Genomic DNA, 17,273 nt, shown 5'->3' on the forward strand with positions numbered 1-17,273 from the left:
CCTTCAGGCCGCCGGCGCGCCGGAAACGCCCGGTGCGCCGGCGAGACTTTCCGCGACCTCGCCGGCGACGAGGCGGGCATGTTCGGCGACCTGCGGCAGGCCCATCAGCTCGCCGAACGTCCCCCGCGCCAGCGGCCCGGCGACGAAGAGATCGGCGGCGACCCGGCCCTGCGCGCCGATGGCGCGGCTTTCCTCCGTGACGGCGAGCCCGAGGCCGGCTGTGTCGGCGCAGACATCGCCGGCCGCGGCAAGCCCGGCGAGCAGCGGCTGGCTTTCGAGGATGGCGCCGTGGCCGGGGCCGGTGGTGACGACGACGGCGTCGACCTCCTCGCGGAGCCGCCCGCCGCCGCGCCTGAGGCGAAGATCGACGCGGATCGTGCCGTCGCCGTTGCGCTCCACGGCCGTGATCGCCGCGGCGCGGAACACAAGCGAGCCGCCGGCGACGCGGCCGTCGAGAACCCGCTCGACCTGCGGCGCGATGCGGAAGCGATGTACGTCCCAGAACGGCCGCAGATGCCGCACCAGACGCTTGCGCTCCACTGGAGAAAGCGCGCGCCAGATCGCCCCGCCGTCGCCGCGCAGCCGGTCGAAGACCGGATGCCAGGTCAGGCCCGCCTCGCGCGCCCGCGCCAGCGCGCGGCGCACCGCCCTGAGCAGGGCGAGCGCCGTCGGCTGCGGCGTGATCGAGAGGTCGATCCCGGTGTCCGGCGTTTCCGCCAGATGGTGGCCGCGCGAGCGCAGGCCCCGGCGCGACACGGCGAGGATCGGCCCCGAATGGCCGGCCTGCGTCAGCGTCGCGATCACGTCTGCGGCCGTCAGCCCGCTGCCGACGACGAGCACCCGGTCGTCGGGCCGGATCGCGGCGAGCGCGCCCGCAACCGTCGCGTCGGCGACATAGGCCGGGTGGCCGGCAAGCGCCGCGTCGATCGCCCGCGGCGCGCGCGGGGCCGGATGGCTCGTCGCCAGCACCAGCCGGTCGGCGGTCTCGGTCGAGCCGTCCGACAGCGTCAGGCGCCACCGCCCGTCCGCCGTCCGCCGCGCATCGGCGACGCGCAGCCGGCGATGGACGATGCTTCCCGTCTCGACGAGCGGCGCGAGCACCGAGGCGACATAGCGGCCGAAGACCTGGCGGCGGGGGAAAAGATGGCCGCCCTCGATCGCCGCCTCCGGATCGTCCGCTTCCCGCGTATGCGCGCCGAGCCAGCGCACGAGATGCTGGTCGTCCTCCGGAAACAGGCTCATCCGCGAGGCCGGCACGTTGATCCGGTGGGCGGGATCGGCGGTGTCATAGGCAAGCCCGGCGCCGAGCGTGGCGCGGGGCTCGAAGACGAGGATCGAGGCGTGCGGCGAAAGCCGCCGCAGGTGCCAGGCGACCATCGCCCCGGAAAAACCGCCGCCGACGATCGCGACCACGGGAGCGGCGCGCTCCTGTTTCTCCCTCAGCAAGCCGAACGATGCCATCATGCCGTCCTGTTCCTCCGCTCGACACGCGCTGCCGGATGGGCGTCCCGCCGCCTGCCGCTCATGGCGCGAGCCGTCGGTCGCGCACGAGGCCCCGAAACGCCGCGGCGGGCGCAAAGGCGGCCTCCGCCGGATCGCGCGGCCTGAACAGCAGCCGCGCGAGACGGTAGCCCATCGGCCAGCGGCCGAAGCCGCTGTCGACATTGATATGGCCGCTTTCGCCGAGATCGACCATGGTCGACCCCCAGAGCGCGGCAAGCCGCGCGCTGCCGGCGAAGGGCATGTAGGGATCGTTGCGGCTTGCCACCAGCGTGCTCGGAAAAGGCAGCGGCCGCTCCGCCGGGGTTCCGAAACGGATCGCGCCCGGGTGGCGCGCCTCCGTCACCGCCGGATCGCAGGCGGCGACGAGGAGCGCGCCCCGCACCCTGGCGGCGAGCGGGCTTGCCGCCAGCCGCGCGGCCAGCAGGCAGCCAAGGCTGTGGGCGACGAGGAGGACGCCGTCATGCGCCGACACGGCCCGTTCCAGCCGCTCGAGCCAGAGATCGAGGTCGGGACGGGCCCAGTCCTCCTGCTCCACCTGCCGGGCCGACGCATCGTCCATGAGCCAGTGGGACTGCCAGTGATCCCGGCCGGACCCGAGATAACCGGGAAGGATGAGGGTGGCGGTCATGACGGGATACTCCTCGGCGGCATGCTTCACGTCATCGCAGGCAAGCGCCGGGCGATCACGGTCTTGGACGACCCTTGGTCCTTTCCGGCATGATGCCGCCGCCCGCGCGCCGTCGTAAGGGAAGAAAATCTAATGTCGACAATGTCTATGGAATTTACTTCCTTAGATCCGCGCCGCTTTCGTGGTCAGATCGTCGCCATCGTTCACATGCCGAGGCGACGCCCATGGCCACGCTTTCCCATATCGCCGACCGCACCATCCGTCCCGCGGCCACCCGCATCACCACGGAGGAGGAGGCGCTGGCCGCGGCCCGCACGGTCGCGGACGCGATCGCGGCACGCGCCAGCGAGCGCGACGTCGAGCGGCTCCTGCCCCATGCCGAGATGGACCTCCTCTCCCAGTCGGGCCTTCTCGGCATCTCCGTTCCGGCCGACTATGGCGGCGCCGACATTTCGAACGGCGTGCTTGCGGAGGTGACCGCGATCCTGTCGGAAGCCGACAGTTCGATCGGCCAGATCCCGCAGAACCACTTCTACATCCTCGAGGCGTTGCGCACCGACGGATCGGAAGAGCAGAAGCGCTATTTCTTCGGCCGCGCGCTGATCGGCGACCGCTTCGGCAACGCGCTCTCCGAGGTCGGCACCAGGACCGTCGGCGACTACGCCACCCGCATCGTCCCCGACGGCCCGGGCTTCCGCATCAACGGCCGGAAATTCTATTCGACCGGCGTCATCTTCGCCGACTGGATCACCGTCTTCGCGCTCGACACCGACGACAACCTCACCATGTCCTTCGTGCCGCGCGGCACCGAGGGCGTAAAGATCATCGACGACTGGGACGGCTTCGGCCAGCGCACGACCGGCAGCGGCACCACCGTGCTTCAGAACGTCTATGTCAAGGCGGATGCCGTGGTCGCCCATCATCGCGGCTTCGAACGGCCCTCGACGATCGGCTCGGTCGGCCAGATCATCCATGCCGGCGTCGATCTCGGCATCGCCCGCGCCGCCTTCCGCGAAACGGTGGATTTCGTCCGCACCAAGGCGCGACCCTGGATGAATGCCGGCGTGGAGAAGGCGAGCGAGGATCCGCTGACGGTGGCGCGCCTCGGCAATGTGGCGATCCGCATCGAGGCCGCCGCCGCGCTCCTCGAGCGGGCCGGCCGCAAGGTCGACATCGCCCAGATCAATACGACGCAGGACACCGTGCTCGAGGCGACGCTCTCGGTCGCCGCCGCCAAGGTGCTGACGACGGAGGTGGCGCTGGAGGCGACCAACACGCTGTTCGAGCTGGCCGGCACCGGATCGACCCGCATCCGGCTCAATCTCGACCGCCACTGGCGCAACGCCCGCACCCACACGCTGCACGATCCGGTCCGCTGGAAGTACCACGTGGTCGGCGACTACTACCTGAACGACCGCCTGCCGCCGCGCAACGGCGCGCTCTGAGCCGCCGTCGCTTTCCCGCCGACCGCGCGGACAGGCGCGTTAAGGATTTCGTCAGCACTGCGATGTAGCCTCCGGCCGGAGCCGGCCGTCGCAGAGAAGCGGCGACGGCGCGGCGGGATCGCGAAAGGCTGCGCAATGGGTGCCGTGACGCTCGAGGACGTCGACCGCCAGATCGCGCGCGGCTTCCGCATGATGCGGTTTTCCACGCCGGTCGAACGGTTGTTTCTCGAGGACTACGCCGCGCAGCGCGTCCGCCTCGCCCCGGTCTGGGCGCTGGTCGGCACGCTCATCTACGACGCCGTCTTCTTCGGCGACGCGACGATGATGACCGACGTCTATTCGCGACTGGCCTTCGTCCGCTTCGCCCTCTTCACACCCTTCGCGCTGTTTGCCGTGCTCGCCCTGCGGCGCTTTCCGTCGGCGCGCAACTACGATCTGCTTGCCCTCAGCGTCGCGGTCCTCGGTGGCGCGCTGCCGATGACGGTCGCGATCGCGAGCACCAGCCCGCATTACTTCGCCTACCAGACCGGCAATGTCGCGACGTTCCTCTTCTTCGTCATCTCGCTCCGGCCCCGCTTCGCGACGGTGGTCGCCGGCCTCGTCCTGCTCTGCGCCGTGCAGTTCACCACCGTCGCCCTCAACGGAACGCTCGACGACGTCACCTATTCCGGTGTCGTCACCTTCTACCTCACGGTGGCGATTTTCCTGGGGATGAGCGCCTATATCGCGGAAGGCAAGGACCGGCTGACCTTCCTCCACCAGATGCGCGGGCGGCTCCTGCACGAGGAACTGGAACGCAAGTCGGAGCGCGACGCGTTGACCGGCCTCTACAACCGCCACTGCCTCGCGCGGCTGGGGGCAAGCGTCTGGCGCGAGGCGAGGAGCACCGTCGCCCTGATCCTCATCGACATCGACCGGTTCAAGCTCTTCAACGACGTGCACGGCCATCTCGAGGGCGACACCTGCCTGAAGGCGGTGGCCGAGCGCATCGCGGCCGGCGCGGGAGGAACAGGCACGGCCTTCCGCTTCGGCGGCGAGGAGATGCTCGTGCTGCTTCCGGACACGGACGCCGCCACCGCCGAAGCGGTGGCGCAGGAAATCCGCACCTGTATCGCCGGCCTCGCGATCCGCCATCGCGGCCTGGCGGACGGGGATGTCGTGACCGCGAGCCTCGGCGTCGCCGCGGCCGACCCCGCCGAGATGCCGCTGGACGGCCTCATCGCCCGGGCGGACGCCGCCCTCTACGAGGCCAAGCGCGCCGGGCGCAACACGGTCGTGGTCGCGGAAGACGCGGCCCCGAGGGCGGCGTGGCCGCAGGCGCGCGCCATCCCGGCACGCGCCGGTTAAGGGTGACGATAGGCGTTGCGCTCCGGATAGGGCCAGTCCGAGAGAAGCGTCGCGTCCGGCCTGAGGATCTCGACCTTCAGCGGATGGCAGGCGGCGGCATCGCTGGAATGGGTGGCGCTACAATCGCCGCCGGGGCAGGCCGACAGCGCGCCGATCAGGTCCATTTCGGCGAAAAGCTCGAGATAGTCGCCCGGACGCACCGGGCTCGCCTTCATGAAATACTGCTGCGTGTCGCGGGTGAAACCGGTGCACATGAAGACGTTGAGCACGTCGTGCACGAAGGGCTCGGCCGCCGTGACCGACAGGCCCTCGCTCTCCGCCAGCGCGCGGCAGAGGTTGGAATGGCAGCAGTGGTGATAGTCGCCGCCGGTCAGCAGCCGGTGGGTGAAGGGGTCGCAGCGCGTGCCGATGACGTCGTGCACGCCGCCGCCATCCGCATCGAAGCCGTACCAGCCGAGCGTGTCGTGGCTGATCGTCGCCATCGGCCGCAGATGCGGCAGGCAGCTCCACAGCCGGTCGCCCGTCGTCACATGGGTGGCGTGCAGCGCCCTCGTCTTGCCGCTGAAGAAGCGTTCGCCGAGATCGGCGGCATTCCACAGGTTGAGGTCGCCGACCTGCGGCCCCTCGATGCTGACGATCCTGACGAAGTGGCCCTTCGGCACGCGGAAGGCGCGACCCTCGCGCGGCGGCACGATCACCTCGTCGACGCGTTCGAGCGTCGCGCGCGCGGCCTCGAGACGGCCCATGTCGGGCTGCGGCAGCGATCCGTTCGGATAGACGACGACGGGGCGGATGGCGCGGCGCTGATCGGCATCGGCGGGCGGAACGAGGCGGGGATCGACGGGCATGGCGGGTCCTGGAAAAGGGGCGATCGACGGGGCCGGGCGGCCCCGCGCCCGAGAGTGTCGGGAATGGCCCGGTTTGGCAACGGCATTCGTCGGCAACGGCCCGTCGCCCCTGTCGTCAGGGCAGGGGAGGATCCGGCCGTCGGGCACCGCGCCCCCTTGTTATCCCATCACGAGAGCGTGAAAATAAACTTGACTCTTTGAATCATATTTATAGGGTCCGGCCCGAGGCGGAGCGATCCGCCGGGGTGACAGCAATCGCGACGGACGCAGGAGAGTGGCATGGGATGCAGCGGCGGACATGAGGTCCGGGGCCGGAGAACGGCGGTGAGGATGGGGGTGACGGGCGTGGTGATGCTGTGCCTCGCCCCGCAGGCCTGGGCGCAGGAGGGCGCGGCGACCCCGCTCGATCCGATCAGCGTCACCGGCGGCAAGACCGGCCGCGCCGTCGGGCCGGACACGACCGTCGTCGCCACCCGCTCGGCGACCGGCACCAAGACCGACACGCCGATCCTCGACACCGCCGCCTCGGTTTCCGTCGTCACGCAGAAGGAGCTCGAAAACCGCGGCGTCAAGAACCTGCAGGAGGCGGTCGCCTACACGGCGGGCGTCGTCACCGACGAATACGGCTCCGACAACCGCTACGATTATATCCGCATCCGCGGCTTCGACCAGACCGCGCTCGGCACCTATCGCGACGGGCTGACGGCGCGCATTCCGGCCTGGTTCACCGCAAGCCGGATCGAACCCTACGGCCAGCAGCGCGTCGAGATCCTCAAGGGGTCGACCTCGACGCTGTTCGGCCTCAACGGCCCCGGCGGCCTCGTCAACGCGATCACCAAGCGGCCGCAGGACACGTTCCAGGCCGAGACCTACACGACGCTCGGCGAGGGCCACCGAGAGGTCGGCGCGGACGTGACCGGGCCGCTCGATGCCGACGGCGTGTGGACCTACCGCATGACCGGCCTCTACCAGGACGGCGACTACGGCTTCGACCATTCCAACGACGACCGCCTCTATCTGGCGCCGGCGCTGACGGTCACGCCGCAGGAGGGTACGTCGCTCACCCTCCTGACCGACTATTCGAAGCGCGACGGCACCGGCGCGCGCGGCTATCCGGCCGGAACGCGGCTCGACCCCGGCGTCTTCCTCGGCGAGCCGGACTTCAACCATTTCGACACGAAGCAGGCGGATTTCGGCTGGCTGTTCGAGCATGAATTCGGCGACGGCTTCACCTTCCGCCAGAACGCCCGCTACAGCCACATCTCACTCGATTACGAGGAGGTCTATGGCGCCTCGGTCGATCCGACGGCCAATCGCGAGGCCTTCGCCGTCTACGGCAACTCCAACCGCTTCGTCATCGACAACCAGCTCCAATATGACGCGGACTGGAGCGGGGTCGAGACGAAGACGCTCGTCGGCCTCGACTACGCCTACGACCATACCGCCGAGACCATCCTCTACGGCACGGCCGGCGGCCTCGACATCACCGATCCCGTCTATTGCGGCCGGGCCTGCATCACTCTCGGCCCCTATGTCGACTGGACGGTGCGGCAGAACGCCGTCGGCCTCTATGCGCAGGAGCAGCTGACCTTCGCCGAACGCTGGATCGTCACCCTCGGCGGCCGTTTCGACCGTGTCCACAACACCGCCGACTACCACCTGACCGGCACGTCGGACGACACGGCGGCAAACGCCTTCACCAAGCGGGCGGGCCTCGCCTACAAGGTGACGGACGGGCTCGCGCTCTATGCCAACTACTCCGAATCCTTCCAGCCGCTCGTCGCGCCAAGCGGCAACGGCTATGGCGGCCTCACCTCGCTGAAGGCGCAGGAGGGCACGCAGTACGAGGTCGGCGTCAAATACGAGCCGGAGAGCTTCGAGGGCCTCTTCACCCTCGCCTTGTTCGACCTGACCCAGAGCAACGTGCCGAGCTGGGACAGGCTCTACACGGTGCAGAAGCAGATCGGCGAGGTCACTGTGCGCGGCATCGAGTTCGAGGGTAAGGTCGCCGTCACCGACCGGATGAACGCGACGCTCGCCTATTCCTACTGGGATCCCGAGATCACCGGAGACGGCAATGGCGACCTCGTCGGCAACCGGCCGATGCATGTGCCGCAGCACATCGCCTCGGCCTGGCTCGACTACACGATCCCGGGCGAAGGCGCGCGCGGCGACCTGACGCTCGGCGCCGGCGTGCGCTATGTCGGAAAAAGCTTCTCCGACAATGCCAACACGTCGACCACGCCGGGCGCCGCCGTGATCGACGCCATGGCGCAGTACAAGGTGACGGAGGCCGTCACGCTGGCGGTCAACGCCAAGAACCTCTTCGACAGGGAATACACCGCCTCCTGCTATTACAGCACCTGCTATTACGGCGACCGCCGCACGGTCACCGGCACGCTGAAATACACATGGTAGGGACGGTCCGCCCGTGACGGCATCGCCGACATCAGGGGCTGCGGGCCCGGCCGCCCGAGACGGGGCGGCCGGGCCGGTCGATTTCGACCGGTTGCTGGCCGAGGCGACCGGGGAAAAATACATCTATTGCAAGGGTGCCTTCCGGCTCGCCCCGCCTGAGGGAACCGACTGTCTGGACTGCACGGCCCTGCTCGACGCGGCCGCCTTCCATGCCCTGATCGACCGGTTCGCCGCCGGCCATGGTCCGGCGGCCGACCGGCGTGCGGTGGTGTCGCTCTGGACGCTCTACTATTTCAGCACGCTGACGATCGCCGCGACCGTCGCCTGGCTGGAGATGCGCCGGCGGCTGCCGCTGGCGCTCGACGAGATGAAGGTCTGCCTCGACCCGACGACGGGCGCGCCGCGTGCCTTCGTGCTCTCCTCGCCCGGCTCGGTCGAGCCGGGGCTCTCCATCGAGGAAGGGCTGCACGGCCTCTTCCGCCACCACGCCGAACCGCTCGTCGGCGCGATCGCGGCCTCTTGCGGCGTCAGCCGCAAGCTGCTCTGGGGAAATGTCGCGGCCTATGTCGTCTGGATCGTCGGCGAGGCGGGACGGTTGACCGATCCGCGCCTGGCGCTGGAGGGCGCGGCACTTGTCGATCCGCCGCACTGGAGCGACGGCTGGAAGAACCCGCTTTCCGGCGCGATCCGGATGGAGCGCGATTCGACCGGCGCCGCCTGCGCCCGCCGGCGCGTCTGCTGCCTGCGCTATGCGCTGCCGGCGGTCGGCGGCTGCGGCGAGAGCTGCCCGCTGCCGCAGGGGCGGGCCTGAACAGCCCGGACGATCCGCGATCGCCGGCGGTTGCGTGCCTTTCACCGTTTCCTGACACCCGGTCCCGGTGCGCTCAGGCGCGCCGCCGCAGCATCAGCATGAGGAAGGGCGCCCCGACGAGAGCCGAGACGAGGCCGGCCGGGATCTCGTAGGGGAAGGCGAGGCTCCTCCCGGCCCAGTCGGCCAGCACCATCAGCCCGCCGCCGATCGCCGCAGCGCCCGCCACCTGCGGCAGCGCCCGCGTGAATCCGGCCTCGCGCGCAAGATGCGGCCCCATCAGCCCGACGAAGCTCAGCGGACCGACGGAGAGCGTCGCGACCGCGCTCAGGAGGCCCGCAAGGCCGAACAGCAACAGCCGCACCCGCGTCAGCGGCAGTCCGAGCGCAAGGGTCGCGGTCGGCCCGAGCGGCAGGATCTCCAGCCAGCGGCGGGAAAGCACCGCCAGTGCCAGCAGGATCAGCCCGGCGAGCGAGACGGCGATCGCGACCGGCGCATCGACCGCATAGGTCGATCCGCTCATCCAGCGCATCAGCAGCATGGCGCGCGGGTCGCCGGTGGCGCCGAGGATGCCGACGACGGCATCGACCATCGCGCCGAGCGCGATGCCGGCGAGCAGCACTCGCTCCGGCGCCAGCCCCGACCGCAGCGCGAAGCCGACGATGACGGCGAGCACCGTCAGCGCGCCGAGCCCGGCAAAGCCGATCTGGTATCCGAGGCCGGGGGCGGCCAGCACGAAGACGGCGATCGTCACGCCGAAGGTGGCGCCGGCGGAAATGCCGAGCACTTCGGGGCTCGCCATCTCGTTGCCGGTCAGGCGCTGGAGAATGACGCCGGCGACCGCGAGCATGGCGCCGGAGGCGAGCGCGGCGGCGACCTTCGGCCCGCGCAGGGCCAGGATTTCCGGCATCAGGTCCCGCGCCGGCAGCGCCCAGCCGCCGTCGAGCGCCCGGCCGACGAGAAGGGCGACCAGCACTGCGGCGAGAAGGCCGAGCGCGGCCGCCGCCAGCAGCCGGCCGTCGACGGCGACGCGCCGGGCAGGCGCAAAGGCGCGCGCGGCGACCCGGGGGCGCACCTTCAGCAGCGGCAGCAGCACGAGGAGCAGCGGCGATCCGAACACGGCGGTGACCGCGCCGGTCGGCAGGAAATCGGAAAGGCTCCCGGCAAGCACCTGCACCGCGCCGTCCGCAAGCCAAAGCAGCGCGGCCCCCGTCAGCGCCGACCAGAGGAGGAGGCTGCCCGGCCGCCGCGCACCGCAGAGCCGCGCGATGGTCGGCGCGACGAGGCCGATGAAGCCGATGACGCCGACGGCGCTGGTGACGAGGGCGGCGAGCGCCACCGCTATCGTGACGGCGCAAAACCGCAGCCGCGCGACATCGAGCCCGAGCGCCGTCGCGCCGCCGTCGCCAAGGTCGACCAGCGCCAGCGGCCGGATGACGAGGACGGCGGCGAGCGCGAGCAGGGCGATCTTCGGCAGGAGCGCCAGCGGCACGGACCAGCTCTGCTGCGACAGCGAACCGGCGCCCCAGATGAACAGGCTGACGAGGTAGCGGTCCTTCATCAGCAGGAGCACCGCCGACAGCGCCCCGCACCACAGGCCGACGACGAGGCCGGACAGCACGAGCGAGAAGGGCGAGAAGCCGCGCCGCGCGCCGATGCCCATGACGACGGCCGCGGCCATCGCGCTGCCGGCAAGCGCGACGAGATCGCGGCTGAAGCCCAGAAGCGCCGGGAGGAACAGCGTGGCGAGCGCCAGCGACAGGCTGGCGCCGGCCGAAATTCCGAGCGTGGTCGGCGAGGCGAGCGGATTGCGCAGCACCTGCTGGAAGATCGCGCCCGACAGCGCCAGAGCGGCGCCCGAGAGAAGCGCCGTCGCCATGCGCGGCAGCGTCGCATGGTAGAGCACCATCCGCTCGATGTCGTAGCCGGCGGCCGCCGGCACGGAAAGAACGGGCGCGACCTGGCTCCAGGCGATCACGGCCGCAAGGGCAACGAGGCAGAGGACGGCCACCGCCGGGCCGGCGGGAAATCGCACAGCGGTCGGGATCACGCGGCGGCCTCCAGACGCTCGGTCAGGAGGCGCGCGAAGCGCAGCGCCTCGTTGACCATGCCGAACATCAGCGCGGCCGGCATGACCTCGAAATGGCCGGGCCGGGCGAAGGGCAGCGCCTGCCAGAGCGGGCTCTCGGCAAGCTTCGGCAGCACGTCCGGCGGCAGCGGCTCGAGCGCGAAGAGGCGCGCGCGGGAATCCCTCACCCGCGCCAGTTCCTCGATGCCGATCGTCTGGAACCCCCAGTAGTTGCTCTCCTGCGTCCAGGCGTTGACGAGGCCGAGGCGCGTCAGCACGCCGTGGAACATGCCGGGCGGCCCGTAGATCCGCGCATGGCGGGCATCCATGAAGTTGACGAAGGCGAGCGGCGGCTGTTCGCGCCCGGCAAGCCGGCGGCGGCAGGCCTCGAACGCGGCATCGGCATCGGCGAGAAAACGTTCCCCTTCCGCCGCGCGGCCGATGCGCTCGGCCAGCACGCGCGTCGCCGCGATCGCCGAGGGAAGGATCGCCCCGCCGTCGGGGGAAAAGACCGGAAGCCGCAGGACGCGCGACACCGCCTCAAGCCGCGGCAGGCTGGCGTCGAGATAGGGCGTCGTCAGGATCAGGTCGGGCTTCAGCGCCGTCAGGATCTCGAAATTGACCTCCCAGGAATTGCCGAGGTCGATGACGCCGTCCGGCATCGCCGGCTCGACCACCCATTTCGGCCAGTCGGCAAGGCTGGCGACGGCGGCCGGCACGACGCCGAGCGACAGCAGCGTCGAGGCAATGCCGTAGTCGAGGCTGACGATCCTCCGCGGGATCGCCCCGGCTGTCGCCGGCAAGGCACCGGCAAGGAGGCTGCCGCCGGCGAGATGGAGAAGCGCGCGCCGCCTCATCGCCCGCCTCTCAGGAGACATAGGCAAGCGGCAGGCCGAGGCCCGGATGGGGGATGACATCCATGGCGATGCCGTAGATCTCCTGAAGCGCCGCGCGGCGCATGATATCGGCGGGGCGGCCGCTCGCCACCACGCGGCCGCGCTTCAGCGCATGGATACGGTCGGCAAAACGCGCCGACATGTTGATGTCGTGCAGCACCACGACGACGCCGAGCCCCTTTTCATGCGAGAGGCGGCGGATGAGCGCCAGCACCTCCATCTGGTGGGCGATGTCGAGCGCCGAGGTCGGCTCGTCGAGCAGCAGGCAGTCGCTGTCCTGCGCCACCAGCATGGCGATCCAGGCGCGCTGGCGCTCGCCGCCCGACAGCGTCTCGACGAAGCGGCCGGCAAGTCCCTCGAGACGGGTCAGCGCGATCGCTTCCTCCACCTTCTCGCGGTCGCGCGCCGTGAACCGGCCGAGCGCGCCATGCCAGGGATAGCGGCCGCAGGCGACGAGCTCGCGCACGGTCATGCCGGCGGCGGCGCCGACATCCTGGGCGAGATAGGCGACGCGGCGGGAAAAGGCGCGGGGCTCGAAGGTCGACACGGGCGTTCCGCAGAAGGTGACGCGGCCGGTGTCCGGCTGCTGCTGGCGGGCGAGCATCTTCAGCAGGGTCGACTTGCCGGAGCCGTTGTGACCGACGAGGGCCGTGATCTCGCCCGCCGGAAAATTAAGCGTCACGTCCGAAAGGATCGCGCGCCCGTCGACGGCAAGCCCGACTGCCTCCACACGGAAAGCGTCCTCGGGGCGCAGCGGACGGGATGACGTCGTGTCGCTCGGCATGTGATGTCCTTCGCCGGGTTTGCACAACCGTCCCGCCGGACCGCACGCGGGGTCGGCAGGCGCTTGCGGTGAAGCGGATTGGGAAGGATGCCGCCGCGAAGATCCGCCGCGTCATCCTCACGCCCGGCTCATGCCCTACTAAATATGATAGTTTTCATCAAGTATAAATCGCAAAGCCGTCTCGCCTTTATGGGTGCGGAACAAGGTCTGTTCAAAATCCTGCGCCAGGCGCGAACACACCCTGGACATCATACGGCGCAGAGGATTTTTGGCGGACGCCGCGAGGGTCTGATACCCTCGGACATCTGCTGCTCGGTGTCCCATGCTCGGTGTCTTGGGAATAGATGCCTGTGAGAATGATATGCTCCCGACTGAGGGGCGAGACGTGTTTCAGAAACCCATCGGAAATGCTTCGGCCGTGCTGGCGCAGATGAGCCGTTGCGCGGCTGGGGCAGACGGTGTTGCAAGAGAGGATGGCGCTGACCACCAGGTTGACGCGGGAAGCCCGGAAGGCCTGACGGTCGAAGGAGCGATCACGGGTCTCGCCGCGCTCGTGGAAGACGACGGCACGCTTGATCTTGTGAGCGGCCTCGCCCGTGTCGAGCCCGGCCTGGCAACGCCGGCGTAGCGCCAACAGGGCATCGAGGGCTGCGCGCTTGTCCGGATCGAGACCGAGATCAGCGCGGCCCCGGCACGGCGGCAAGCGATTGCACGCGCTGCCAACCCCATGCGCTCGGCGGCGAGCCTGTCCTGCATCTCTGAACCGCCCGGCGTCTCGCGCGCTGCATCGTCGGCTGGCGGGCAAGCCGGAGTGCCCGTGTGGGCTTTGCGCTCCATGCCCTCGATCCGGCCCGTCATGATCGGCGGACGGAGGCATGCTTTCCCGCAGCATCTCGCCTTGCAGACGATTCAGAGCATTTCCAGCCTAAGCGAAATCGCTTCGGCGTCGGACAATGCGGTTAAAACAAAAGCATAGAGCATTTCGGGTGATCCCGTTTTCACCGGAAATGCTCTAGAGCGCACGCCTGCCTCCATGCCTGACAGGGTCGAAAGTTCCGGATTGCGGCTCTGCCGACGGACCGGACCTTGCAGCTTGAGGTGCCAGGCCGAGGGATTGGATCGACCGTGTGCTGTCCGACGCTTCCAGGCGGAACCGGGCCAGGAGTGCGAAAAGTGCGTCGGCTTCCCGCGCGAGGCCGTGGCTTGCAGCCGTCGACTGCTCCACCATGGCAGCATTCTGCTGGGTGCCCTGGTCCAGGGTGTTCACGGCGGTGTTGATCTCGTTGAGGCCGGTGGATTGCTCCCTCGAGCCCTCGACGATGCTGGCGACGTTGCGGTCGATATGCTTGACCTGGTCGACGATCGCGCGCAACGACTGACCGGTTTCGGCAACGAGTGCCACACCGTCCTTCACCTGTTCCTCGGACGTGCGGATAAGCGTTTTGATTTCCTTTGCCGCCGTGGCAGAGCGCTGTGCAAGCTCCCGCACTTCCTGCGCGACCACGGCAAAGCCTCTGCCAGCATCGCCGGCACGGGCGGCCTCGACGCCTGCGTTCAGCGCCAGCAGGTTGGTCTGGAAGGCGATCTCGTCGATCACGCCGATGATGCTCGTGATCTCGCCCGACGACGTCTCGATGGCGCGCATGGCGTTGATGGCCTTGTCGACCACAGCACCGGACCGTTCTGCATGGTCACGCGTGGCATTGACCTGACGACCGGCTTCTTCCGCGCGCCGGCTGGAATCGGCAACCGTGGTGGTGATCTCCTCGAGCGCGGCCGCAGTCTCCTCGACGGACGCCGCCTGCTGCTCGGTTCTCCGCGACAGATCGTCGGCCGCCATGCGGATCTCGCGGGAGCCGGCAGCAATCGCCTGGGCATTGTCGCCGACACGCCCCATGGCATCGTTCAGACGGGTGACGGCATTGTTGAAGTCGGTGCGCACGCCATCCAGACGGGCGGCGAACGGTTGCTCCAGACGGCAGGCGAGGTTGCCTTCGGCCAGTTCGCCAAGCGCTTGCCCGAGCGACTGCAGGGCGAAGGCAATTTCCGCTGCCTCGTCCGCCTGAAGACGGGCCCTGTCTCGCCGTTCCTTTTCCGTCTGGGACAGGTTTTGCTCCGCTTCCGCCGTCAGCCGTACACGCTCGCGGGCATTGTCGCGGAAGACGGCGACGGCATCTGCCATGCGGCCGATTTCATCGCTGCGACCCTGGCCGAAAATGGTGACATCGAGCGCGCCATCGGCAAGGCTCGTCATGGCACCGGTGATGGCATTCATCGGCCTGATCACGCCCCTGACAACCACGGCAATGGATAGGCCGGCGATGACGAATGCCAGCGCCGCGATGCTGACCATGACGGTCAGCAGCATCGCCTTCAACTCGGCCCCTGTGACGAGGGCTTCGGTTGCGACACGCAGCTGGAGCTTGATGAGCGTGTCGATGGCACCGCCGAGGGGATCGATCAACGGATAGAGTCCGCTGTCCGCGAATGCCGCGATATCAGAGGCATTCCCCGCCCCGAACAGGGCCTCGATGCCGCGAATGCCGACATCCGCCTTTTCGCGTTCGGTTTCAAACGCGTCTGCAAGTGCCGATTCCTCCGGCGTCATCGACGTTGCCCGGTAAGCCGCCCAGTTTTCCTCGATGGTTGCAAGGGCTGCACCGACGCGCGCCGCGCCCTGTTGCGGCGACAGGGTCTTGCCCCGCACCCGATGCACCGTATCGACAATGCTGACGGCGTAGCTGTCGGCAATCTTCTTCAGCTGGTCCATGGGAATGACCCGGTCGGCCACGATCGACCGCGCCAGCTCCGCTTCCTTCTGGAGCGCGTGATAGCCGAAGGCTGTCGTACCGGCGATCGCCACGACGAGGAGGAGTATGCTGGAAATGAGCTTGAAACGGATGGACATGACGTTCTTCCTGAACTGATCGGCGGCATGTGGCGCGGGAGCCGGCCGCCACGATCGTTCCGGCGTCAGGCATTACGAAACGTCAATCTGCAGTTCAAACCGTCGCCAGTACGTTAATATTTTAAGCAATTGCAAATTAAAAAGGCAGAATAATTGCAATCATTACGTTTTTATGGACAAAAATACAACCATGATATTTTTCCGCGATCACGATTTCCAGCGAAGATCTCGAGATGCAAGTTAAAACCTTGGAAAATTCATCACGCGACTGTCATCACCCTTGTTGGCGATCAGTATTGCGCCCTGCGTTCCAAGGTAGACCACCCTCCAGGAGGTGCAATTTATAAAAAGAATAGTATGGCGAACCGGGCTTGGGAGACGGAGGGCTTTCGAACGTTTCCATATCCATCGTGCGACTGATATGGCGGCCACGATGCGAGGGGCTGCAGAGCCTCATGGAACCTTGTTGCATAAGGCCAATGGATTGGCGCAATTTCAGGCAGAGCCCATCCGGCGCACCCGCACCGTCCGCGCCCGCTAGGATGGATCAGGCACTCAGCCAACGACGGAGAACGAGGCGCGCGGTCACGCCTGCGAAGCCGAAACCAGTCGACATCGCATCCATGGCTGTCGGCCGTGCGGAGAACGCAACCAAGCCCATCCCGTCGGCACGCGGGTCCGGGGTGTCCAGGTTTAACGTCGGCGGCGCAATCGGGTCCCGAAGGGCGGGGACGGCAAGGATCGCCTCGCGTCCATCCGCCCCGCCGAGCGGATGCCCGGCCGCAGATTTGGCTACGCCGACCTGCCAGCCAGAAGCCGGGTCCAGGCGACAGGCACGGTCGCGGCCAGGGGGCTGACGGCGCCCATGCCGGCAGCAACGATGCGACGCATGATGTCTCCTGTCGGTCGTGCGCGTCCACGACGTATCGACCCGCGTCGCCGTGCGAGCGGAGGGGCTTCAGCCCCAAATTGGCAGACACCCCCGTCGACCGGTCATGCCGCGACGATCCAGGGCCAATGGATCAGGCCGGGGCCTTCGATGCGGCGATGCGTTTGACCTCCGCGGACGCCGTTTCGAGGAGACGCTGCGACATGGCCTCATCCGTGACGATGCGCGACAAGGTGGCCGCCCCGACCATCAGGGACAGCATCACCATGGCCTTCGCATCCGGCGCGGCTCCCTCTCGATTTGCTATCATTGTCTCGAGGATTTCGAGATGCGCGCGAATGCCGTCCTGGAACGGCTCCCTGATGTCTCCCGTCTGGCGTGCCGCGTCCGCGCCAAGTGCGACGAGCGGGCAGCCGTCGCCTTTCTCGTCACGATGGGCGGTCGACAGATAGAAGTCGGCCACGGCCTCGAGCGGATCGCTGCGCCCCGCGGCAGCCGACGACCATCGGCAGGTGGCGCTTTCCATCGCCCGTCGCGATGCCTGGGCGATGAGATCGTCCTTGGAGGCGAACTGCTTGTAGAAGCCGCCTTGCGTCAGGCCGGCACCCTTCATCAGGTCCTTGAGGCCGATGCCGTCGAAACCGTGCTCGCGGAACAGCCGGCTTGCCGTGCTGATGACATGCTCGCGGTTTGCCTCCGCCTGCGCGCGACTGACCCTCATCTGTGTCTCC

At 68.5% G+C, this 17,273-nt stretch carries 13 protein-coding genes and 1 pseudogene; 4 read left to right on the forward strand and 10 right to left on the reverse strand.

All coding sequences use genetic code 11. The features are described 5' to 3' along the window. Positions 1–3 precede the first annotated feature (3 nt). Both ACEVQ6_RS13065 and ACEVQ6_RS13070 read right to left on the reverse strand, forming a co-directional pair. Positions 4–1,461, reverse strand: coding sequence for an FAD/NAD(P)-binding protein (locus ACEVQ6_RS13065; protein ID WP_374889435.1), 1,458 nt, complete (start codon positions 1,459–1,461; stop codon positions 4–6). 61 nt (positions 1,462–1,522) lie between these two features. Then, positions 1,523–2,131, reverse strand: a complete 609-nt coding sequence (locus tag ACEVQ6_RS13070; protein ID WP_374889436.1) for an RBBP9/YdeN family alpha/beta hydrolase — start codon at positions 2,129–2,131, stop codon at positions 1,523–1,525. 224 nt (positions 2,132–2,355) lie between these two features. Here ACEVQ6_RS13070 and ACEVQ6_RS13075 point away from each other — a divergent pair, with 224 nt between their 5' ends. Further along, on the forward strand, positions 2,356–3,576 hold the full coding sequence (locus ACEVQ6_RS13075) for an SfnB family sulfur acquisition oxidoreductase (protein ID WP_374889437.1): 1,221 nt from the start codon (positions 2,356–2,358) through the stop codon (positions 3,574–3,576). Positions 3,577–3,711: 135 nt separating this feature from the next. After that, positions 3,712–4,923 (forward strand): GGDEF domain-containing protein, encoded by a 1,212-nt coding sequence (locus tag ACEVQ6_RS13080; protein WP_374889438.1) that lies wholly within the window; start codon positions 3,712–3,714, stop codon positions 4,921–4,923. Here the strand turns inward: ACEVQ6_RS13080 and ACEVQ6_RS13085 are convergent. Then, complete coding sequence (locus tag ACEVQ6_RS13085) at positions 4,920–5,771, reverse strand: urea carboxylase-associated family protein (RefSeq protein ID WP_374889439.1); 852 nt, start codon at positions 5,769–5,771, stop codon at positions 4,920–4,922. The two genes, ACEVQ6_RS13080 and ACEVQ6_RS13085, sit on opposite strands and share 4 nt — an antisense overlap. A 330-nt stretch (positions 5,772–6,101) precedes the next feature. Here ACEVQ6_RS13085 and ACEVQ6_RS13090 point away from each other — a divergent pair, with 330 nt between their 5' ends. Together ACEVQ6_RS13090 and fhuF are read left to right on the forward strand one after the other, a co-directional pair. Then, complete coding sequence (locus tag ACEVQ6_RS13090; RefSeq protein ID WP_374889469.1) at positions 6,102–8,189, forward strand: TonB-dependent siderophore receptor; 2,088 nt, start codon at positions 6,102–6,104, stop codon at positions 8,187–8,189. Positions 8,190–8,202: 13 nt separating this feature from the next. Then, positions 8,203–9,000 carry a siderophore-iron reductase FhuF gene (gene fhuF / locus ACEVQ6_RS13095; RefSeq protein ID WP_374889440.1) on the forward strand — a complete coding sequence of 266 codons (798 nt, stop codon included), beginning with the start codon at positions 8,203–8,205 and terminating at the stop codon, positions 8,998–9,000. 73 nt (positions 9,001–9,073) lie between these two features. Here the strand turns inward: fhuF and fhuB are convergent, their stop codons facing one another. From fhuB to ACEVQ6_RS13130, 7 genes and pseudogenes are all read right to left on the reverse strand, one after another. Then, positions 9,074–11,047: a Fe(3+)-hydroxamate ABC transporter permease FhuB gene (gene fhuB / locus ACEVQ6_RS13100; RefSeq protein WP_374889441.1), complete on the reverse strand. Its 1,974-nt coding sequence runs from the start codon at positions 11,045–11,047 to the stop codon at positions 9,074–9,076. After that, a complete protein-coding gene (locus tag ACEVQ6_RS13105; RefSeq protein ID WP_374889442.1) occupies positions 11,044–11,922 on the reverse strand; it encodes an ABC transporter substrate-binding protein in 879 nt (292 codons plus the stop codon). Before ACEVQ6_RS13105 ends, fhuB begins: the two co-directional genes overlap by 4 nt. 10 nt (positions 11,923–11,932) lie before the next feature. Beyond that, positions 11,933–12,745, reverse strand: coding sequence for an ATP-binding cassette domain-containing protein (locus ACEVQ6_RS13110; RefSeq protein ID WP_374889443.1), 813 nt, complete (start codon positions 12,743–12,745; stop codon positions 11,933–11,935). Positions 12,746–12,993: 248 nt separating this feature from the next. Further along, positions 12,994–13,376 (reverse strand): annotated as a pseudogene (locus ACEVQ6_RS13115) (Tn3 family transposase); the annotation flags it as partial. Between the two features lie 381 nt (positions 13,377–13,757). After that, entirely contained in the window at positions 13,758–15,653 is a 1,896-nt protein-coding gene (locus ACEVQ6_RS13120) for a HAMP domain-containing methyl-accepting chemotaxis protein (RefSeq protein ID WP_374889444.1), read from the reverse strand. Between the two features lie 547 nt (positions 15,654–16,200). After that, the gene (locus tag ACEVQ6_RS13125) at positions 16,201–16,479 is read right to left on the reverse strand and encodes a beta-ketoacyl-[acyl-carrier-protein] synthase family protein (protein ID WP_374889470.1); all 279 of its coding nucleotides are present in this window, start codon (positions 16,477–16,479) and stop codon (positions 16,201–16,203) included. A gap of 196 nt (positions 16,480–16,675) precedes the next feature. Next, entirely contained in the window at positions 16,676–17,263 is a 588-nt protein-coding gene (locus ACEVQ6_RS13130; protein WP_374889445.1) for a TetR/AcrR family transcriptional regulator, read from the reverse strand. Between the last annotated feature and the right edge of the window lie 10 nt (positions 17,264–17,273).

Source organism: Ensifer soli, from assembly GCF_041928815.1.
Classification (GTDB): domain Bacteria; phylum Pseudomonadota; class Alphaproteobacteria; order Rhizobiales; family Rhizobiaceae; genus JBHFEI01.

Coding starts and splice junctions, on each gene's coding strand:
- ACEVQ6_RS13065 (WP_374889435.1), bottom strand. CDS start 1,461: ATGGCATCGTTCGGCTTGCTGAGGGAGAAACAGGAGCGCGCCGCTCCC.
- ACEVQ6_RS13070 (WP_374889436.1), bottom strand. CDS start 2,131: ATGACCGCCACCCTCATCCTTCCCGGTTATCTCGGGTCCGGCCGGGAT.
- ACEVQ6_RS13075 (WP_374889437.1), top strand. CDS start 2,356: ATGGCCACGCTTTCCCATATCGCCGACCGCACCATCCGTCCCGCGGCC.
- ACEVQ6_RS13080 (WP_374889438.1), top strand. CDS start 3,712: ATGGGTGCCGTGACGCTCGAGGACGTCGACCGCCAGATCGCGCGCGGC.
- ACEVQ6_RS13085 (WP_374889439.1), bottom strand. CDS start 5,771: ATGCCCGTCGATCCCCGCCTCGTTCCGCCCGCCGATGCCGATCAGCGC.
- ACEVQ6_RS13090 (WP_374889469.1), top strand. CDS start 6,102: ATGGGGGTGACGGGCGTGGTGATGCTGTGCCTCGCCCCGCAGGCCTGG.
- ACEVQ6_RS13105 (WP_374889442.1), bottom strand. CDS start 11,922: ATGAGGCGGCGCGCGCTTCTCCATCTCGCCGGCGGCAGCCTCCTTGCC.
- ACEVQ6_RS13110 (WP_374889443.1), bottom strand. CDS start 12,745: ATGCCGAGCGACACGACGTCATCCCGTCCGCTGCGCCCCGAGGACGCT.
- ACEVQ6_RS13120 (WP_374889444.1), bottom strand. CDS start 15,653: ATGTCCATCCGTTTCAAGCTCATTTCCAGCATACTCCTCCTCGTCGTG.
- ACEVQ6_RS13130 (WP_374889445.1), bottom strand. CDS start 17,263: ATGAGGGTCAGTCGCGCGCAGGCGGAGGCAAACCGCGAGCATGTCATC.